At 59.0% G+C, this 17,233-nt stretch carries 17 protein-coding genes and 1 pseudogene; 7 read left to right on the top strand and 11 right to left on the bottom strand.

Annotated features, from left to right (window positions below; translation table 11 throughout):
• Positions 1-126: 126 nt before the first annotated feature.
• Positions 127-2,136 carry a DNA helicase Rep gene (rep, locus tag ACZRMH_RS01835; protein ID WP_464011892.1) on the top strand — a complete coding sequence of 670 codons (2,010 nt, stop codon included), beginning with the start codon at positions 127-129 and terminating at the stop codon, positions 2,134-2,136.
• Positions 2,137-2,192: 56 nt separating this feature from the next.
• Positions 2,193-2,765 carry a xanthine phosphoribosyltransferase gene (locus tag ACZRMH_RS01830; protein WP_464011891.1) on the top strand — a complete coding sequence of 191 codons (573 nt, stop codon included), beginning with the start codon at positions 2,193-2,195 and terminating at the stop codon, positions 2,763-2,765.
• A 39-nt stretch (positions 2,766-2,804) separates the two neighbouring features.
• Here the strand turns inward: ACZRMH_RS01830 and ACZRMH_RS01825 are convergent, their stop codons facing one another.
• The 6 genes from ACZRMH_RS01825 to dadA form a co-directional block, all read right to left on the bottom strand.
• Positions 2,805-4,730 (bottom strand): acetyl-CoA hydrolase/transferase C-terminal domain-containing protein, encoded by a 1,926-nt coding sequence (locus ACZRMH_RS01825; RefSeq protein ID WP_464011890.1) that lies wholly within the window; start codon positions 4,728-4,730, stop codon positions 2,805-2,807.
• Positions 4,731-4,847: 117 nt separating this feature from the next.
• Positions 4,848-5,258 (bottom strand): c-type cytochrome, encoded by a 411-nt coding sequence (locus tag ACZRMH_RS01820; protein WP_464011954.1) that lies wholly within the window; start codon positions 5,256-5,258, stop codon positions 4,848-4,850.
• A gap of 179 nt (positions 5,259-5,437) precedes the next feature.
• Positions 5,438-5,986 (bottom strand): cupin domain-containing protein, encoded by a 549-nt coding sequence (locus ACZRMH_RS01815; protein ID WP_464011889.1) that lies wholly within the window; start codon positions 5,984-5,986, stop codon positions 5,438-5,440.
• 125 nt (positions 5,987-6,111) lie between these two features.
• Positions 6,112-7,185 (bottom strand): alanine racemase, encoded by a 1,074-nt coding sequence (alr, locus tag ACZRMH_RS01810; protein ID WP_464011888.1) that lies wholly within the window; start codon positions 7,183-7,185, stop codon positions 6,112-6,114.
• Between the two features lie 102 nt (positions 7,186-7,287).
• A complete protein-coding gene (locus tag ACZRMH_RS01805; protein WP_464011887.1) occupies positions 7,288-7,641 on the bottom strand; it encodes a RidA family protein in 354 nt (117 codons plus the stop codon).
• Positions 7,613-8,914: a D-amino acid dehydrogenase gene (gene dadA / locus ACZRMH_RS01800; RefSeq protein WP_464011886.1), complete on the bottom strand. Its 1,302-nt coding sequence runs from the start codon at positions 8,912-8,914 to the stop codon at positions 7,613-7,615. Before dadA ends, ACZRMH_RS01805 begins: the two co-directional genes overlap by 29 nt.
• A 156-nt stretch (positions 8,915-9,070) precedes the next feature.
• Here dadA and ACZRMH_RS01795 point away from each other — a divergent pair, with 156 nt between their 5' ends.
• Entirely contained in the window at positions 9,071-9,559 is a 489-nt protein-coding gene (locus tag ACZRMH_RS01795; RefSeq protein WP_016782681.1) for an Lrp/AsnC ligand binding domain-containing protein, read from the top strand.
• Positions 9,560-9,609: 50 nt separating this feature from the next.
• Here the strand turns inward: ACZRMH_RS01795 and ACZRMH_RS01790 are convergent, their stop codons facing one another.
• Positions 9,610-9,963 carry a YkgJ family cysteine cluster protein gene (locus tag ACZRMH_RS01790; RefSeq protein ID WP_003437837.1) on the bottom strand — a complete coding sequence of 118 codons (354 nt, stop codon included), beginning with the start codon at positions 9,961-9,963 and terminating at the stop codon, positions 9,610-9,612.
• A gap of 147 nt (positions 9,964-10,110) precedes the next feature.
• On the opposite strand from ACZRMH_RS01790, the gene ACZRMH_RS01785 reads away from it, so the two are divergent.
• Entirely contained in the window at positions 10,111-11,412 is a 1,302-nt protein-coding gene (locus ACZRMH_RS01785) for an NAD(P)/FAD-dependent oxidoreductase (RefSeq protein ID WP_464011885.1), read from the top strand.
• A 136-nt stretch (positions 11,413-11,548) separates the two neighbouring features.
• Here ACZRMH_RS01785 and ACZRMH_RS01780 read toward each other — a convergent pair whose 3' ends face one another.
• Positions 11,549-11,785: a DUF1127 domain-containing protein gene (locus ACZRMH_RS01780; RefSeq protein WP_464011884.1), complete on the bottom strand. Its 237-nt coding sequence runs from the start codon at positions 11,783-11,785 to the stop codon at positions 11,549-11,551.
• Positions 11,786-11,955: 170 nt separating this feature from the next.
• Here ACZRMH_RS01780 and ACZRMH_RS01775 point away from each other — a divergent pair, with 170 nt between their 5' ends.
• The 3 genes from ACZRMH_RS01775 (at position 11,956) to ACZRMH_RS01765 (ending at position 15,563) form a co-directional block, all read left to right on the top strand.
• Positions 11,956-13,377 (top strand): aminotransferase-like domain-containing protein, encoded by a 1,422-nt coding sequence (locus ACZRMH_RS01775; RefSeq protein WP_464011883.1) that lies wholly within the window; start codon positions 11,956-11,958, stop codon positions 13,375-13,377.
• 32 nt (positions 13,378-13,409) lie between these two features.
• Positions 13,410-14,960 carry a phospholipase D family protein gene (locus ACZRMH_RS01770; RefSeq protein WP_464011882.1) on the top strand — a complete coding sequence of 517 codons (1,551 nt, stop codon included), beginning with the start codon at positions 13,410-13,412 and terminating at the stop codon, positions 14,958-14,960.
• 345 nt (positions 14,961-15,305) lie between these two features.
• Complete coding sequence (locus ACZRMH_RS01765; protein WP_464011881.1) at positions 15,306-15,563, top strand: hypothetical protein; 258 nt, start codon at positions 15,306-15,308, stop codon at positions 15,561-15,563.
• A gap of 1 nt (position 15,564) precedes the next feature.
• Here ACZRMH_RS01765 and ACZRMH_RS01760 read toward each other — a convergent pair.
• The 3 genes and pseudogenes from ACZRMH_RS01760 to ACZRMH_RS01750 form a co-directional block, all read right to left on the bottom strand.
• Positions 15,565-15,699 (bottom strand): annotated as a pseudogene (locus ACZRMH_RS01760) (type II toxin-antitoxin system RelE/ParE family toxin); the annotation flags it as partial.
• A gap of 9 nt (positions 15,700-15,708) precedes the next feature.
• Entirely contained in the window at positions 15,709-15,900 is a 192-nt protein-coding gene (gene relB, locus ACZRMH_RS01755) for a type II toxin-antitoxin system RelB family antitoxin (protein ID WP_464011880.1), read from the bottom strand.
• A 124-nt stretch (positions 15,901-16,024) separates the two neighbouring features.
• Positions 16,025-17,176, bottom strand: coding sequence for an MFS transporter (locus tag ACZRMH_RS01750; RefSeq protein WP_464011879.1), 1,152 nt, complete (start codon positions 17,174-17,176; stop codon positions 16,025-16,027).
• Positions 17,177-17,233 lie beyond the last annotated feature (57 nt).

Here is a 17,233-nt window from a genome sequence, read left to right as displayed (position 1 = left end):
TGCGTGAAAGTAACAAAAGCGGCAAATTTAGATGCTGTGGCATGTCACACCGTCGCACAGAGGCAGCAATATTCGCCCAGCCTGTTAAAATGCCCGCCCTTTTTACACACGACCCCTGATCTCGTTATGTCCCGACTCAATCCCCGGCAGCAAGAAGCCGTGAGCTACGTCGGCGGCCCTCTATTGGTGCTCGCCGGTGCGGGCTCGGGCAAAACCAGCGTGATTACCCGTAAAATCGCGCACCTGATCCAGAACTGTGGCATCCGTGCCCAGTACATTGTCGCCATGACCTTTACCAACAAAGCCGCCCGCGAGATGAAAGAGCGTGTCGGTACCCTGCTCAAAAAGGGTGAAGGCCGCGGCTTGACGGTGTGCACGTTCCACAACCTGGGGCTGAACATCATCCGCAAGGAACATGCGCGGTTGGGTTATAAGCCGGGGTTCTCGATCTTTGACGAGGCAGACGTCAAGGCGCTGATGACCGACATCATGCAAAAGGAATACTCGGGCGATGACGGGGTCGACGAGATCAAGAATATGATCGGCTCGTGGAAAAACGACCTGATCCTGCCGCCCCAGGCGCTGGAAAACGCGCGCAACCCCAAGGAACAGACGGCAGCCATCGTCTACACCCACTATCAGCGCACGCTCAAAGCCTACAACGCGGTAGATTTTGACGACCTGATCCTGCTCCCGGTGAAGCTGTTCGAAGAACACGCCGACATTCTGGAAAAGTGGCAGAACAAGGTGCGTTACCTACTGGTGGATGAGTATCAGGACACCAACGCCAGCCAGTACTTGCTGGTCAAATACCTGATCGGCAAGCGCAATCAGTTCACCGTGGTCGGCGACGACGACCAGTCGATCTATGCCTGGCGCGGTGCCCGCCCGGAAAACCTGATGCTGCTCAAGGACGATTACCCGTCCCTGAAAGTGGTGATGCTGGAGCAAAACTATCGCTCCACCAGCCGCATCCTGCGCTGCGCCAACGTGCTGATTGCCAACAACCCCCACGAGTTCGAGAAGCAACTGTGGAGCGAGATGGGCCACGGTGATGAAGTCCGGGTGATCCGCTGTCGCAACGAAGACGCCGAAGCCGAGCGCGTTGCTGTCGAAATCCTCACCCTGCACTTGCGCACTGATCGACCGTACAGCGACTTTGCGATTCTGTATCGCGGGAACTATCAGGCCAAACTGATCGAATTGAAGCTGCAACATCATCAGATTCCATACCGCTTGTCGGGCGGTAACAGCTTCTTCGGACGTCAGGAAGTGAAAGACCTGATGGCCTACTTCCGCCTGATCGTGAATCCGGATGACGACAACGCCTTCTTGCGGGTGATCAACGTCCCACGGCGCGAGATCGGTTCGACCACCCTGGAAAAACTTGGTAACTACGCCACCGAGCGCAAGATATCGATGTACGCCGCCACCGATGAAATCGGCCTGGGCGAGCATCTGGATGCCCGCTTTACCGATCGTCTGGTGCGCTTCAAGCGCTTTATGGATCGCGTGCGCGAGCATTGCTCGGGTGAAGACCCGATCGCCGCGCTGCGCAGCATGATCATGGACATCGATTACGAGAACTGGCTGCGCACCAACAGCTCCAGTGACAAGGCCGCGGACTACCGCATGTCCAACGTCTGGTTTCTGGTCGAGGCGTTGAAAAACACCCTTGAGAAAGACGAAGACGGCGCCATGACCATCGAGGAAGCCATCGGCAAGCTGGTGCTTCGCGACATGCTTGAGCGTCAGCAGGAAGAGGAAGACGGCGCCGAAGGCGTGCAGATGATGACTTTGCACGCCTCCAAAGGCCTGGAATTTCCCTACGTGTTCATCATGGGCATGGAAGAAGAAATCCTGCCGCACCGCTCCAGTATTGAAGCGGACACCATTGAAGAAGAACGGCGTCTGGCCTACGTGGGCATTACCCGTGCCCGTGAGACCCTGGCGTTTACCTTCGCGGCCAAGCGCAAGCAGTACGGCGAAATCATCGATTGTGCGCCTAGCCGCTTCCTTGATGAGTTGCCGCCGGACGATCTGGCCTGGGAAGGCAACGACGACACCCCTACTGAAGTCAAAGCGGTTCGCGGCAATACAGCATTGGCCGATATACGCGCGATGCTAAAACGCTAGAATTGACTATTTTTTACTCTACCTTCAGCGCATAAGCGCTATTTGAGGACGTTACGTTGGAAGCACTGCACAAGAAAATTCGCGAAGAAGGCATCGTGCTTTCCGATCAGGTTTTGAAGGTTGATGCCTTTTTGAACCATCAGATCGACCCTGCGCTGATGAAAGAAATCGGCGACGAGTTTGCGCGTCTGTTCAAGGATTCGGGCATCACCAAGATCGTCACTATCGAAGCGTCGGGCATTGCCCCTGCGGTGATGACGGGCTTGAACCTGGGCGTGCCGGTGATTTTTGCGCGTAAGCACCAGTCCCTGACCCTGACTGAAAACCTGCTGTCGGCCACGGTGTATTCGTTCACCAAGCAGACTGAAAGCACCGTTGCCATCTCTCCGCGCCACCTGCAAAGCAGTGACCGTGTACTGGTGATCGACGACTTCCTGGCCAACGGCAAGGCTTCGCAGGCGTTGATTTCGATCATCAAGCAAGCGGGCGCTACCGTTGCCGGTCTGGGCATCGTGATCGAGAAGTCGTTCCAGGGCGGCCGTGCCGAGCTGGACGCACAGGGCTACCGCGTAGAATCCCTGGCCCGGGTCAAATCCCTGGCGGGCGGTAAAGTGACCTTTATCGAGTAACACCTGCCGCCGGGTGATGCGTCACCCGCGTAGCAGCTGCTACGAAAGCTTCGTGGCCTGCAACCCCGCCAGCAGCAGGCGCTGGTACAGTTCTTCGCGCAAGCCGTCAGGTTGTGCGAGCTGCATGCGCGCCAGGTGCTCGGGGAATGCCTGCGGCGAAGGTGCGTCCAGCGTGGCCTTGCCCAGCTGGTAAATCTGCGTGAGCTTGAATTTGCTCTTGAGCCAGTTCAACGCTCGCAGCAGGTCTTGTTCTTGCGCGCTGAAATCGCTGCCCAGCGGGTATTCCGGGAACAGACGCGGGTGCCTGGCGGCAATCTCCTGCAAGCGTTCCGGGCTGTTGTCGGCAAACCGTGGGTCGAGGCTAAAGTCTTTGGGCAGTTTGCCGATTTGTTGCGCCTGGGCGATCAATTCCGTCTGAAAACGCGAGTCGGTGATATTAAGCAACGCTTCGATCACCTTGCGGTCAGTTTTGCCGCGTAAATCGGCGATGCCATATTCGGTGACCACTATGTCGCGCAAATGCCGCGGGATGGTGCAGTGGCCGTACTCCCAGACAATGTTGGAACTCACATCGCCGCCCGACTCGCGCCAGCTGCGCAACATGATTACCGAGCGCGCATCATGCAGGGCGTGGCCCTGAGCAACGAAGTTATATTGCCCTCCCACTCCGCTAAGCACCCGACCATCTTCGAGTTGATCAGCTACGGCAGCGCCGAGCAAAGTGGCAGTGAAGGCGCTATTCACAAAGCGTGCATCGCGCCTTTGCAGGCGCTTCAAGTCCTCCTGGCCATACAGCTCGTTGATAAAGCTGATGGCGGTCATATTGAATTCGCGGCGTTTGCTGTGGGGCAATTCCCTTAGTCGCTGGTAAAAGTCGCGAGGGCCGAGAATAAAACCGCCATGGATGCTCACGCCGTCACTTTCCAGGCTTTCATCCAGGGTGCCAGCATTAGCCTGGGCTTGGCGCTCAACATCCGGATAGACCTTGCGCCGCACAATCCCGGCATCGGCCAGCACCATCAGGCCGTGGACAAACATCTCGCTGCAACCATACAAGCCGCGGGTAAATGGCTCGACGCCGCCCTGCTGCTCGATCAGCGTGCTCCACGGGGTGATATCAATATCGTCGAGCAGGGCGCGATAGCCATCGTTATCACCCTGGCGTGCGAGCAAGGCTGCGCTCAGCGCATCGCCCATCGAGCCAATGCCAATCTGCAGGGTGCCGCCGTCGCGTATCAGGGTACTGGCGTGCAAGCCGATCATATGGTCCTGCAAGTTGACCGGCATATTGGGGGTAGAAAACAGCGTAGTGCGCTCATCTTCGTCGATTAACAGGTCAAAATCATCGATGCTCAGTTCCGAATCGCCGAGCATATAGGGCATGTCACTGTGCACCTGACCCAGCATCAAAATGGTCTCGCCCGCCGCTCGCCGTTTGGCAATCATGGGCAATAAATCGAGGGTAATGTCGGGGTTGCAGCTCAGGCTCAGGCGCCCTGCATCTTCAGGGTGGCGGGCCACCAGCTGAGCCACCAGGTTAAGGCCGCTGGCATTGATATCCCGGGCCGCGTGGCTGTAATTGCTGCTCACGTAGTCCTGCTGGGCAGCAGGGCTGTTGAGCAGGCTGCCCGGCTGCATAAAGAACTGCTCGACGATGATATTGGCGGGCAGGCTGTTGCGGTGCAGATCCGCGAGGTAATCGAGCTCGATGTAATCACCAAAAACCCGCTCGATAAAAGGCTCCAGAAACCGCCGCTGCAAACCATCGCCAAGTGGCGGGCGGCCGAGGCTCAGGGCGGTGTAGATCGTCAACTGGCGCTCGGGCAATAGCTTGATCCGCTGATACAGCGCGTTGACGAACCGGTTGGCCTTGCCCAGCCCCAGCGGCAGGCCCAAGTGAATATGCACGGGTAGACGCGCCAGCACATCATCGACTGCGCGCTCGATCGAACAGGACTGCACCATCTGACTCTCCTTATCTATCTTTGAATATAGACGCGATAGCGAGCGGATGGTGCGGTATGGCTCAAATCCCGGGCACAAAAAAGCCGCCCATCAGCGGCTTTTTCAGGGACGTTCGGCTTATTTCAGCCCGGACATCTTCTCGATGGCGCCTTTGAGCTCGTCATCGGTACAGGTCATGCACGTGCCTTTTGGCGGCATGGCGTTGATACCGGTGATGGCCTTGGCCAGGATGCCATCAAGGCCGCCCTGGTGATCGGCACGTTCTTTCCAGGCTGCGGTGTCACCGATTTTCGGTGCGCCCAGCAGGCCGGTGCCGTGGCAGGCGCTGCAGTGCTTGGCAATGATGTCATCGGCTGTCATGCCACCGCCGCCCACAGAGGCAGTCACTTCCATCCCTTTGCATTCTTGCCCTTGAACACAGACTTTACCGACTGGCTCAAGACGTTTTGCGATGTCATCGTTCGTTGCGGCCTGAGCGTTGACTGCCCATAGGGCCACTACTGCTGCTGGTACGGCCAGCATTTTCATAATTAGGTTCACGCGTTCACCCTCAATGGTGGCTATTCACGCCCACAACCACGGTTTCGCGGGCGGCGAAAGTATAACGGTTAGCCCGCCTCTCTGAAACAACCCTAAAGACAAAGGGGGAATAGAGCTGGCGAAATGCATCATCGGGTGCCTCTGCAAACAGGCAGGGCGCCTCTGTTTTAGAAATTCGCCGGGGTGGCTGCGCTGATTAGTCGCGCCGCAACGTCGAACGGATTACGAAAGCGGTGGGGCTTTGAGCTTTCAAAATAGTAGCTGTCACCCGCTTCAAGCACGAAGGTTTCCAGGCCCACGGTTAACTCTAGGCGACCTTCCAGCAAAATCCCGGTTTCTTCGCCTTCATGGGTCAGCATTTCGTCCCCGGTATCAGCACCCGGCGGGTAAATTTCGTTGAGAAAGGCGATGGCCCGGCTCGGATGCGCCCTACCGACCAGTTTCATGGTCACGGCGCCATCGGAAATGTCGATCAGCTCATTGGCTTTGTAGACAATCTGAGTCGGATTCTCTTGAAGGATCTCTTCGGAAAAAAATTCGACCATGGACATGGGGATGCCACTCAGCACTTTTCTCAGGGAGCTTATTGAAGGGCTCACGCTGTTCTTTTCGATCATCGAAATGGTGCTGTTGGTGACGCCCGCACGTTTGGCGAGTTCACGCTGTGACAGGCCTTTGAGTTTGCGGATGGATTGCAGTCGTTCACCGACGTCCAATGCGGGAGCCTCCTGGGGCAGATTCAAGTCGAGAAGTCGCCATGATGGCGATAGCGTTCAGTATTTACAACACTTCGACTTCAAACCCGGGTGCCCATTTGCCCCCGCACATTGGATACAACCCATCAGCTCCCGGAATAGAGGCGTGGCGCTCGTTTGAGGTTGCAGAAGATCTGGTAAGGAATGGTGTCTGCCTTGGCGGCCACTTCACTGGCGAGGATGTTTTTACCCCACAGTTCAACCGTGGAACCTAGCCCGGCTTGCGGTACATCGGTGAGGTCGATGCACAGCATGTCCATCGATACCCGGCCCAGCAACTGGCTGCGTACACCGGCCACCAGCACCGGCGTGCCGGTGGGTGCCTGGCGTGGGTAGCCGTCGGCATAACCCATGGCCACTACGCCAATACGCATTGGCTTTGGGGTAATGAATTTGGCGCCGTAGCCCACCGGTTCGCCAGCAGGCAGTTCGCGTACGCAAATCACCTTGGACTCCAGCGTCATCACCGGCTGCAGGCGTGATGCAGTGGCCTGGGGCTCTTCAAATGGCGAGGTGCCATATAGCATCAACCCCGGGCGTACCCAGTCACTTGGCACGCGTGGCCAGCCAAGTACCGCCGGCGAGTTGCGCAAGCTGATTTCTGCCGTCAAGTCGGCGCGAGCCCCCAGGAACACAGCGACTTGCTCTACGCTGCGGGTGCAATCGAGCTCATCGGCGCGGGCAAAGTGACTCATCAGCACAATTTTGGCCACGTTGGCGCTGGCCTGCAGGCGCTGGTAAGCGGCCTTGTAGTCGTTGGGGTGCAAACCGACGCGGTGCATGCCGCTGTCGAGTTTCAGCCACACGTGGATCGGTTTGGCGAGGCTGGCCTGCTCGATTGCATCCAGTTGCCACAGCGAATGCACCACACACCAGAAGTCATGTTCGACGATCAGTGGCAGTTCATCGGCTTCAAAAAAACCTTCAAGCAGCAGGATGGGCGCGCGGATACCGGCGGCGCGCAGTTCCAGTGCTTCTTCAATACAGGCCACGGCAAAGCCATCGGCTTGTGCTTCCAGGGCCTGGGCGCAGCGCACGGCACCGTGGCCGTAGGCATCGGCCTTGATCACAGCGAGGGCTTTGGCCCCCGTGACTTCACGGGCCAGTTGGTAATTGTGGCGCAGGGCTTGGAGGTCGATCAGGGCACGGGCTGGGCGCATGGCGGCGGGCTTCTAACGGGCAAAAGAATAAAAAAGCGGTGCAAACCCGCAGCGTGAACCGCGTGCTGCACCGCAAGAGGGACTGTTACTGGAGCAAAAAGCTTATGGCAGAGCCGCCACAACAGACAGCTCGACCAGAATTTCCGGTTCGCACAGCTTGGCTTCAACAGTGGCACGGGCCGGGGCGACGCCTTTAGGCAGCCACTCATCCCAGACGCTGTTCATGCCGGCAAAGTCGGCATCGATGTCCTTGAGGTAGATGGTGACCGACAGGATGCGGCTTTTGTCGGTGCCCGCCAGGTCCAGCAAGTGCTCAATATTGGCCAGCGTTTCACGGGTTTGCTGTGCAACCCCGGCGTTCATGTCGTCGCCGACCTGGCCCGACAGGTAAACCGTGCCGTTATGGGAAACGATCTGGCTCATGCGTTCATTGGTGAGCTGGCGCTGGATTGCCATGTTTTGCAGCCTCCTGGTGGTTACCGTAGCGGGAAATATCAAGGCCTTCGGCGCTGATTTGCGGGGTCTTTTTGGCCATTACATCAGCCAGGAAACGACCGGAGCCGCAGGCCATGGTCCAACCGAGTGTGCCATGACCGGTGTTCAGGAACAGGTTCTTGAACGGGGTGGCGCCCACAATCGGCGTACCGTCCGGCGTGGTCGGGCGCAGGCCGGTCCAGAAGCTGGCCTGGCTCAGATCGCCGCCCTGAGGATAAAGGTCGTTAACGATCATCTCCAGGGTTTCGCGTCGACGCGGGTTCAGCGACAGGTCAAAACCGGCGATTTCAGCCATACCGCCAACGCGAATGCGGTTGTCGAAACGGGTGATCGCGACTTTGTAGGTCTCGTCGAGAATGGTCGAGGTCGGGGCCATGTCCGGGTTGGTGATCGGAATGGTCAGCGAGTAGCCCTTGAGCGGGTACACCGGGGCCTTGATGCCCAGTGGTTTGAGCATCTGCGGCGAGTAGCTGCCCAATGCCAGAACGTAGCGGTCGGCGGTTTCGAGCTTGCCGTCGATCATCACGCCATTGATACGGTCGCCTGCGTAGTCCAGGTGCTGGATATCCTGGCCGAAGCGGAATTCCACACCCAGGTTCTTGGCCATTTCAGCCAGGCGGGTGGTAAACATCTGACAGTCGCCAGTCTGGTCGTTTGGCAGGCGCAGGGCGCCGGCCAGAATGTCGGTGACGCTGGCCAGTGCGGGCTCAACCCGGGCAATGCCGGCGCGGTCAAGCAGCTCGAACGGCACGCCGGATTCCTTGAGAACCGCGATGTCCTTGGCTGCGCCATCCAGTTGCGCCTGGGTGCGGAACAGCTGGGTAGTACCCAGGTTACGAGCCTCGTAGGCAATGCCGGTTTCAGCGCGCAGTTCGTCGAGGCAGTCACGGCTGTACTCGGACAGGCGGACCATGCGCTCTTTGTTCACGGCATAGCGGCTGGCAGTGCAGTTGCGCAGCATCTGCGCCATCCACAGGTACTGGTCGATATTGGCAGTGGCCTTGATTGCCAGGGGCGCGTGGCGCTCCAGCAGCCATTTGATTGCCTTGAGCGGCACGCCCGGTGCGGCCCACGGCGAAGCATAGCCCGGGGACACCTGGCCGGCGTTGGCAAAGCTGGTTTCCATTGCAACGGCGGGTTGACGGTCCACGACGACCACATCGAAACCGGCTCGGGCCAGATAATAGGCGCTGGCAGTACCAATAACGCCGCCACCCAATACCATAACTCGCATATTTATATCCCTCATCGCGGCCAGCCGCAGACGTTTATTGTTCAGAGCGAAGATGAGCGCAGTATATGAAGCATTGGCTAGTGGAATTCACTGTATAAGCAGCTATATTTGGCGACAATTCTCGGGCTAATCGCTTTTCACGGAGGAGAATCTCCTATGCGCACAAATCATCAAACAAAGCGTGAACTGGACAAGATAGATCGCAACATTTTGCGCATCCTCCAGGTCGACGGTCGCATCTCGTTTACCGAGCTGGGAGAGAAGGTCGGGCTGTCGACCACGCCCTGTACAGAACGGGTGCGCAGGCTGGAGCGCGAAGGGATCATCATGGGCTACAACGCCCGGCTCAACCCGCAGCACTTGCAGGGCAGCCTGCTGGTATTTGTGGAAATCAGCCTGGACTACAAATCAGGCGATACCTTTGATGAGTTTCGACGCGCCGTGTTGAAGTTGCCGCACGTGCTGGAGTGCCATTTGGTGTCGGGGGATTTCGACTACCTGGTGAAAGCGCGCATCAGCGAGATGGCCTCGTACCGCAAGCTGCTGGGCGATATCTTGCTTAAGCTGCCCCATGTGCGGGAGTCCAAGAGCTATATCGTGATGGAAGAAGTGAAAGAGAGCCTGAATCTGCCGATTGCGGATTAACAGCGGCCCTCACCCCAGCCCCGAAGGGTGAGGGGCTTTTGATCTGCAACCTAGACCAGCACCTGCCGCGTACTGGCGATGTATTCATGCACCAGCTTCTCTGCGCTGGGGTGAATCATCTCCACCGGGCGTCGGCCATTGGGGCATGGCAGGGTCGGCGTAGTACCGAACAGACGACAGATCAACGGCCGCTCTTCATACACCGTGCAGCCATTGGGCCCCAGATGCACACAGTTCAGCTCGTCCATGGCCGCTTCCTGCTCGGCGGCCGTCTTGCGCGGCAGGCGGGCCATTTCTTCGGATGAAGTGGTCACAGGCCCGCAGCAGTCATGGCAACCCGGCACGCATTCAAACGAGGGGATTTGCTGCCGAAGAAAGCGGATCTTGTGACTGTTGCAGCTCATCCAGGACTTACCGATTTTGAAAAGGCCACAGAGTCTGCCTGAAAACCCCCTGCCTAGACAGCGCCGTCCAGCTGTTCTTGCCCCACGGGAAGGGCGCGGCTTATGCTCCGTCAAATTTTCCAGACATCAATAATCAGGATTACGCACATGAGCGCCCAGGATCAGCGCAGCCAGCACACTGCCTCTTATTACGCCGCCAGCAGCCTGCCCCAACCCGATCATCCGGTGCTGCAGGGCGAACTGATGGCCGATGTGTGCGTGGTGGGCGGTGGTTTCTCCGGGCTGAACACGGCGCTGGAGCTGGCCGAACGCGGCATGAGCGTGGTCTTGCTTGAGGCTCACAAGATCGGCTGGGGCGCCAGCGGGCGCAATGGTGGGCAACTGATTCGCGGGGTCGGCCATGGCCTTGAGCAATTTGAAGGCATTATCGGCAAGGACGGTGTACGGCAAATGAAGCTGATGGGGCTGGAGGCGGTGGAAATCGTTCGCCAGCGCGTCGAACGCTTCGATATTGCCTGCGACCTGACCTGGGGTTATTGCGACCTGGCCAACAAGCCCCGCGACCTTCAAGGCTTTGCCGAAGAAGCCCAGGAGTTGCGCGATCTGGGCTATCGCCACGAAACCCGCCTACTGCAAGCCAACGAAGTACATAGCGTAGTGGGTTCGGATCGCTATGTCGGCGGCTTTGTCGATATGGGATCGGGGCATTTGCATCCGCTCAACCTGGCACTGGGTGAAGCCGCAGCGGCGGCGCAACTGGGTGTTAAGCTTTTTGAACACTGCGCCGTGACCCGTATCGATTACGGCCCCGAAGTGCGGGTACACACGGCCCAGGGTTCGGTGCGGGCCAAAAGCCTGGTGCTGGGCTGCAATGCGTATCTCAAGGATCTCAACCCACAGCTCAGTGGCAAAGTGCTGCCTGCGGGCAGCTATATCATCGCCACCGAGCCGTTGAGCGAAGCCCAGGCTCACGCCTTGCTGCCGCAAAATATGGCGGTATGCGATCAGCGTGTGGCGCTGGACTACTACCGGTTGTCAGCGGATCGGCGTTTGCTGTTTGGCGGTGCCTGTCATTATTCGGGGCGCGATCCGCAGGATATTGCCGCGTATATGCGTCCGAAAATGCTCGACGTGTTCCCACATCTGAAAGACGTGAAAATCGATTACCAATGGGGCGGCATGATTGGCATTGGTGCCAACCGCTTGCCACAAATTGGCCGCCTGCCAGCCCAGCCCAATGTGTATTACGCCCAGGCGTATTCAGGGCACGGCCTGAATGCTACTCACCTGGCGGGCAGGTTGCTGGCCGAAGCTATCAGTGGTCAGCACAGTGACGGTTTTGACCTGTTCGCCAAAGTCCCGCATATCACCTTCCCCGGCGGCAAGTACCTGCGCTCGCCGCTGTTGGCACTGGGGATGCTGTGGCATCGGTTGAAAGAACTGCGTTAGCAGCACTGGTGCAAAACCTGTGGGAGCGGGCTTGCTCGCGATAGGGGCGCCGCCGTGTGCCTGATACACCGCGGCGCCTGAATCGCGAGCAAGCCCGCTCCCACAAATAAATAGCCGAACCCGCAATCTCCTATAATCAAGGCCGCCAAAACGGCTTGCAGCCTTCGCGCTGGGCCATTTCCCGGCTCAGGCCCACATCGCGCAGTTGTTGCTCATCCAGGTTCAGCAACACGCGACGGCTACGGGCGCGGTGCCAGAACAGGCCCCAGCGACCCAGGCCGGCCGGGGCACTGGCGGTGATTTGACTGGCCTCATGCTCGGCCAGTAACTGTGGGCTGTGCAGCGTCAGGCGCACATCGCTCAAACCATTCATCAGACAGCTCCTTTTGACTCGATTGCCATGAGTCAGCATGATGGCCCTGCGCGTAAAACCATGACAGATTCAGCAAAGTCCTTTTAAATGCATACAGATTAGGCATTTCGAACGCTGAATCCTCGGTTTTAACCCCATCTGTACCGGTCAACCCTGCGGGAGCCCTGCCCATGACCCTTTACGTCAACCTTGCCGACCTGCTTGGCACGCGCATCGAACAGGGCTTTTATCGCCCTGGCGACCGCTTGCCTTCTGTACGGGCGTTAAGTGCCGAGCATGGCGTGAGCCTGAGCACGGTGCAGCAGGCGTACCGGTTGCTGGAGGACAATGGCCTGGCCTCACCGCGACCCAAGTCCGGGTACTTTGTGCCGATGGAGCGTGAGCTGCCCGCCTTGCCGGGCATGGGCAAACCGGCGCAGCGCCCGGTGGAAATTTCGCAGTGGGAGCAGGTACTGGAACTGGTGCGCTCGGTGCCGCAAAAGGACGTGATCCAGCTGGGACGAGGCATGCCCGATGTCACCACACCGACCATCAAGCCGCTGCTGCGCAGTTTGGCGCAGATCAGCCGGCGTCTGGACTTGCCCGGTCTGTATTACGACAATGTCTACGGGGTACTGGGCCTGCGCGAGCAGTTGGCGCGGCTGTTACTCGATTCGGGCTGCCAACTGAGCGCTGAAGATCTGGTAATCACCACCGGCTGCCACGAGGCGCTGTCGTGCAGCATACGTGCGGTGTGCGAGCCGGGGGATATCGTGGCGGTCGACTCGCCGAGCTTTCATGGCGCCATGCAAACCCTCAAGGGGCTGGGTATGAAGGCGCTGGAGATCCCCACCGATCCGCTGACCGGCATCAGCCTCGACGCACTGGAGCTGGCCCTGGAGCAGTGGCCGATCAAGGCAATCCAGATCACGCCCAGCTGCAACAATCCCCTGGGCTATATCATGCCCGAGGCCCGCAAGCGGGCACTGGTGACCTTGGCCCAGCGTTTTGATGTGGCAATTATCGAAGACGATGTCTACGGCGAACTGGCCTACACCTACCCTCGCCCGCGCACGATCAAATCCTTCGACGACGATGGCCGGGTCCTGCTGTGCAGTTCGTTCTCGAAAACCCTGGCCCCCGGTTTGCGCGTTGGCTGGGTCGCGCCGGGGCGCTACCTGGAGCGCGTGCTGCACATGAAGTACATCAGCACCGGCTCGACAGCGCCGCAGCCGCAACTGGCGATTGCCGATTTTCTGAAAAACGGCCATTTCGAACCGCACTTGCGCAAAATGCGCAGCCAATATCAGCGCAATCGCGACCTGATGCTGGGCTGGATCAGCCGTTACTTTCCGCCCGGCACCCGCGCCAGTCGGCCCCAGGGCAGCTTTATGCTGTGGCTTGAGCTGCCTGACGGCTTCGACAGCCTGCGCCTCAACCGCCTGTTGCTGGATCAGGGGGTGCAGATCGCCGTGGGCAGTATATTTTCCGCGTCGGGCAAGTACCGTAATTGCTTGCGCATGAACTACGCTGCAAAGCCAACGCCGCAGATTGAAGAAGCGGTGCGCAAAGTGGGTATGGCAGCCAGTAAACTGCTGGCAGATACCGTTTAACTCCAGTGACGTCTGGCCCGAGGCTTTACCCGTTGAAATCACTTTGCGCATTGTTTTTGGTTGTCTTGCTGGGAGGCTGTGCCACGTTGGACGTACCCCGTGAACCCACCCAGGCCTTGCCCGCCGCAGACTCAGCCTTTGGCCGCTCGATCCAGGCCCAGGCCGCGCCGTATCAGGGCCGTTCGGGGTTCAGGCTGCTACCCAACAGCGGCGAAGCGTTCAGGGCCAGGGCCGAGCTGATTCGTAACGCGCAAACCAGCCTTGACCTGCAGTACTACATCGTCCACGACGGCTTGAGTACACGCATGCTGATTGACGAACTGCTCAAGGCGGCAGATCGCGGTGTGCGTGTGCGCATCCTGCTCGATGACACCGCCAGTGATGGCCTGGACGATATTCTGGCCACCCTCGCGGCCCATCCCAATATCCAGATTCGCCTGTTCAACCCGCTGCAACTGGGGCGTGGCACCGGCGTGACCCGGGCAATGGGGCGGCTGTTCAACCTTTCGCGCCAGCACCGGCGCATGCATAACAAACTCTGGCTGGCCGATAACAGCGCGGCGATCGTGGGCGGGCGCAATCTGGGCGATGAGTATTTCGATGCCAAGCCTGAGCTGAATTTTACCGATATCGACCTGCTTGGCGTCGGCCCGGTGGCCGAGCAACTGGGCCACAGCTTCGATCAATACTGGAACAGTGCCCTGAGCCAGCCGATTGGTGATTTTGCCTCCTCAAGCCTGACTGAACATGAGCTGGGCAAAGCGCGCAAACACCTGGAGGCCTCACTCAGGCGCGCCCAGCAACGCAACCCGGCGCTGTATCAGGAGCTGGCCGCGTACGAAACCAGACCGCAGCTCGATGTGTGGCGCAAAGAGCTGGTCTGGGCCTGGAATCAGGCGCTGTGGGATGCGCCGAGCAAGGTACTGGCCCGGGACGAGCCGGACCCGCATTTACTGCTGACCACACAACTGGCGCCGGAGCTGGCGGGGGTTAATCAGGAGCTGATTTTGGTTTCAGCCTACTTTGTGCCGGGTGAAACCGGGTTGGTGTACCTGACGGGTCGTGCCGATTCGGGGGTTGATGTACGTTTATTGACCAACTCCCTGGAGGCCACAGACGTACCCGTAGTGCATGGCGGCTATGCACCTTATCGCAAGGCGTTGCTGGAGCATGGGGTCAAGCTCTTCGAATTGCGCCGCCAGCCGGGCAGCAGCGGTGGCAGTGGCCCCCATTGGTTCAAGCCCGGGATGAGTTCGGATTCGAGCCTGCACAGCAAGGCAATGATTTTCGACCAACAAAAGTCTTTTATTGGCTCGTTCAATTTCGACCCGCGCTCAGGCTTGTGGAATACCGAGGTCGGCGTGCTGGTGGACAGCCCGGAGCTGGCCGCCGAGGCCCGCAAACTGGCCCTGCAGGGCATGGCCCCGGCTTTGAGTTATGAGCCGAAGCTGGAGCAGGGCAAGATTGTCTGGGTGACCGAAGACAATGGCCAGTTGCACACCTTGCGCCATGAGCCGGGCAACTGGTGGCGCCGGTTCAATGCCTGGTTCAGCAAGAGTGTGGGGCTGGAAAAGATGCTGTGACAGACGGCTGCCCGCTTTTCAGGCACATACAGACCTTTCGCGCACTTGTGTGGGATCGGGCTTTAGCGCGTTTGACCCCATTGTCGTGCCTTGAGCGGTCTGCCTATAGTCCGCCCTGTCGCTGAATAATCAGCGATCAGGCGTGCAAGCCTGATTATTGGATTTCAACTTATCATAGCGCTTGGTAGGCTCTGCGCCTGCAACTGGCGTTATGGCGGTTGTGCGCGGGAGATCTTCGGGTCTGCCGGGTCCCAATAACCGGTCTTGCACGCCCGCGCACAGCTGCCACCTTCTTTCTGCGTGCAAGCTGATCGGAGTGGCTCCACAAATTATTGGAGTTAAACCATGACGCATTACATCCCTCAAACCGACAACCCTGTCGGCTCAAACGTCTTGTTAATCGATACCCGCGCCTCTGTTGCTGACCTGCTGGCCTGTGCCGAGCAGCGTTTTCAGGCGGCCAAGAACCTGCTGCGCTGCCTGTCGTTGATGAGCGGCCACAGCCATGACCCCCATGATATGAACGCGGTATGCGAAGCGTCGTCGCTACTGTTGCAGCAAGGCTGCGATGTGTTGGGGGTGCTGGCGCTGCGTGAGGGGTAAGTCAGGGATATTGCTGCCTGGCGTGAAGCACGGTCAGTATTTCGATCCGATCTGTGACTCGATAAACCACCAGGTAGTTGGGATGTACAACAATTTCCCGAGTACCTGGGACTCGGCCAAATCGGTACAGGTAAGGGGCCGCCACTCAACCAGCATCGCGCTCTTTGCGTTTTGATTCGATCAGGGCCTGCATATCCGCCATCACCTGATCGTGTGGGATGCCGGGCCTCGGGTCATCGAGTGATGCCTGTACCTTGGCCCGGAACCAGCGGTCATAGCTCGCAGCCTGCTCTTCGGTTTCGAACTCAGAAACGATTGGGGAAAGGTGGGCGCTCATGGAGACCTCCGGTGTAGATGCCTATGAGTTTAATCCGCCCATCGCTTGCTGTCCTTGCAACCTCGACGAAGGGCATTTCAAGTAACAATTTTCACCCACAAAAAAACCGAAGGGCTTACACCGCTTAGGGTGAGGGCGCTACTTGCTCCACCCCGAATGCCCCCTGACGCAACACCAGAATCACCAGCACCAGAGCGCCCGCCGCCATAAACAGCGGCAAGGCGTGCCCGCTGATCCATTGGCTGCCCGCGCCTGCGGCCAATGGCCCGATCAGGCAGCCGATGCCCCACAATTGCGCAACGTGGGCATTGGCACGCACCAAGGCATCGTCACGGTAGCGTTCGCCGATCAGGATCAGCGACAAGGTGAACAAGCCCCCGGCACTGGCGCCGAAAATTACCCACAGCGGCCAGATCAGCAGGGTATCGAGCAGGAACGGCACCGCCAGACTCGACAGCATCAGCAGTACTGCGCAGCCGGTAAACAGCGAGCGGCGGGACAGGCGGTCCGCCAGCGCACCAATCGGCAGTTGCAGCAAGGCATCGCCCACCACCACGGTGCTGACCATCGCCAGCGCAATATCAGCGGTAAACCCCTGGCGCAGGCAGTAGATGGGCAGCAGCGTCAGAATCATCGCCTCAAAGGCGGCAAACAACGCCACGGCCCACGCAATGGCGGGCAAGCTCCGACAGAAGCCCAGCAAATCACTGAAAGTCACACTGCAAGATTCGGTGCTGGGTGCGCCGTCCCGGCCCATCAGGAGCAAGGGGGCGAGGGTTAGCAGGACAACACCGATCCAGAACCCGTAATCCCCTTCAGAGCCCACCAGCCCCAGCAGCAGCGGCCCGGACAGCTGGCTCAAGGCATACGCGGAACCATACAGCGCCACCAGACGGCCACGCCATTGCTCGACCACCAGTTGGTTGATCCAGCTTTCACCGAGAATAAAAATGATCGTCAGTACGACGCCGATCAGCAGACGCAGCACCAGCCACACAGGGTAACTGGGCAGCAGCGCCAGCAAACCGATGGAAAGCGCGCCACACCACAAACACAGGCGCATCAGGCCGGGCGTGCCGAAGCGCGCGGCCAGCTTGCTGGCCAGGCTGGCGCCGACCAGCACGCCAATCGCCGGCATGGCCGCCATGACGCCAATCGCAAACGCGCCATAGCCCCAGCTTTCGAGGCGGAACGACACCAGCGGCATGCTCACGCCCAGTGCCAGGCCGACACTGAGGACCGAGGCCAGCACGGCGAAATAAGTCGCCCAACGCATGTCTGTGCTCCTGTGGATAACTGAATTCTGTTGTGTAAAACCAATTGTGGGAGCGAG

The organism is Pseudomonas sp. B414 (genome assembly GCF_055408445.1).
The sequence above is the reverse complement of the archived record's forward strand: the minus strand, read 5'-3'. Positions and strand labels throughout refer to the sequence as shown.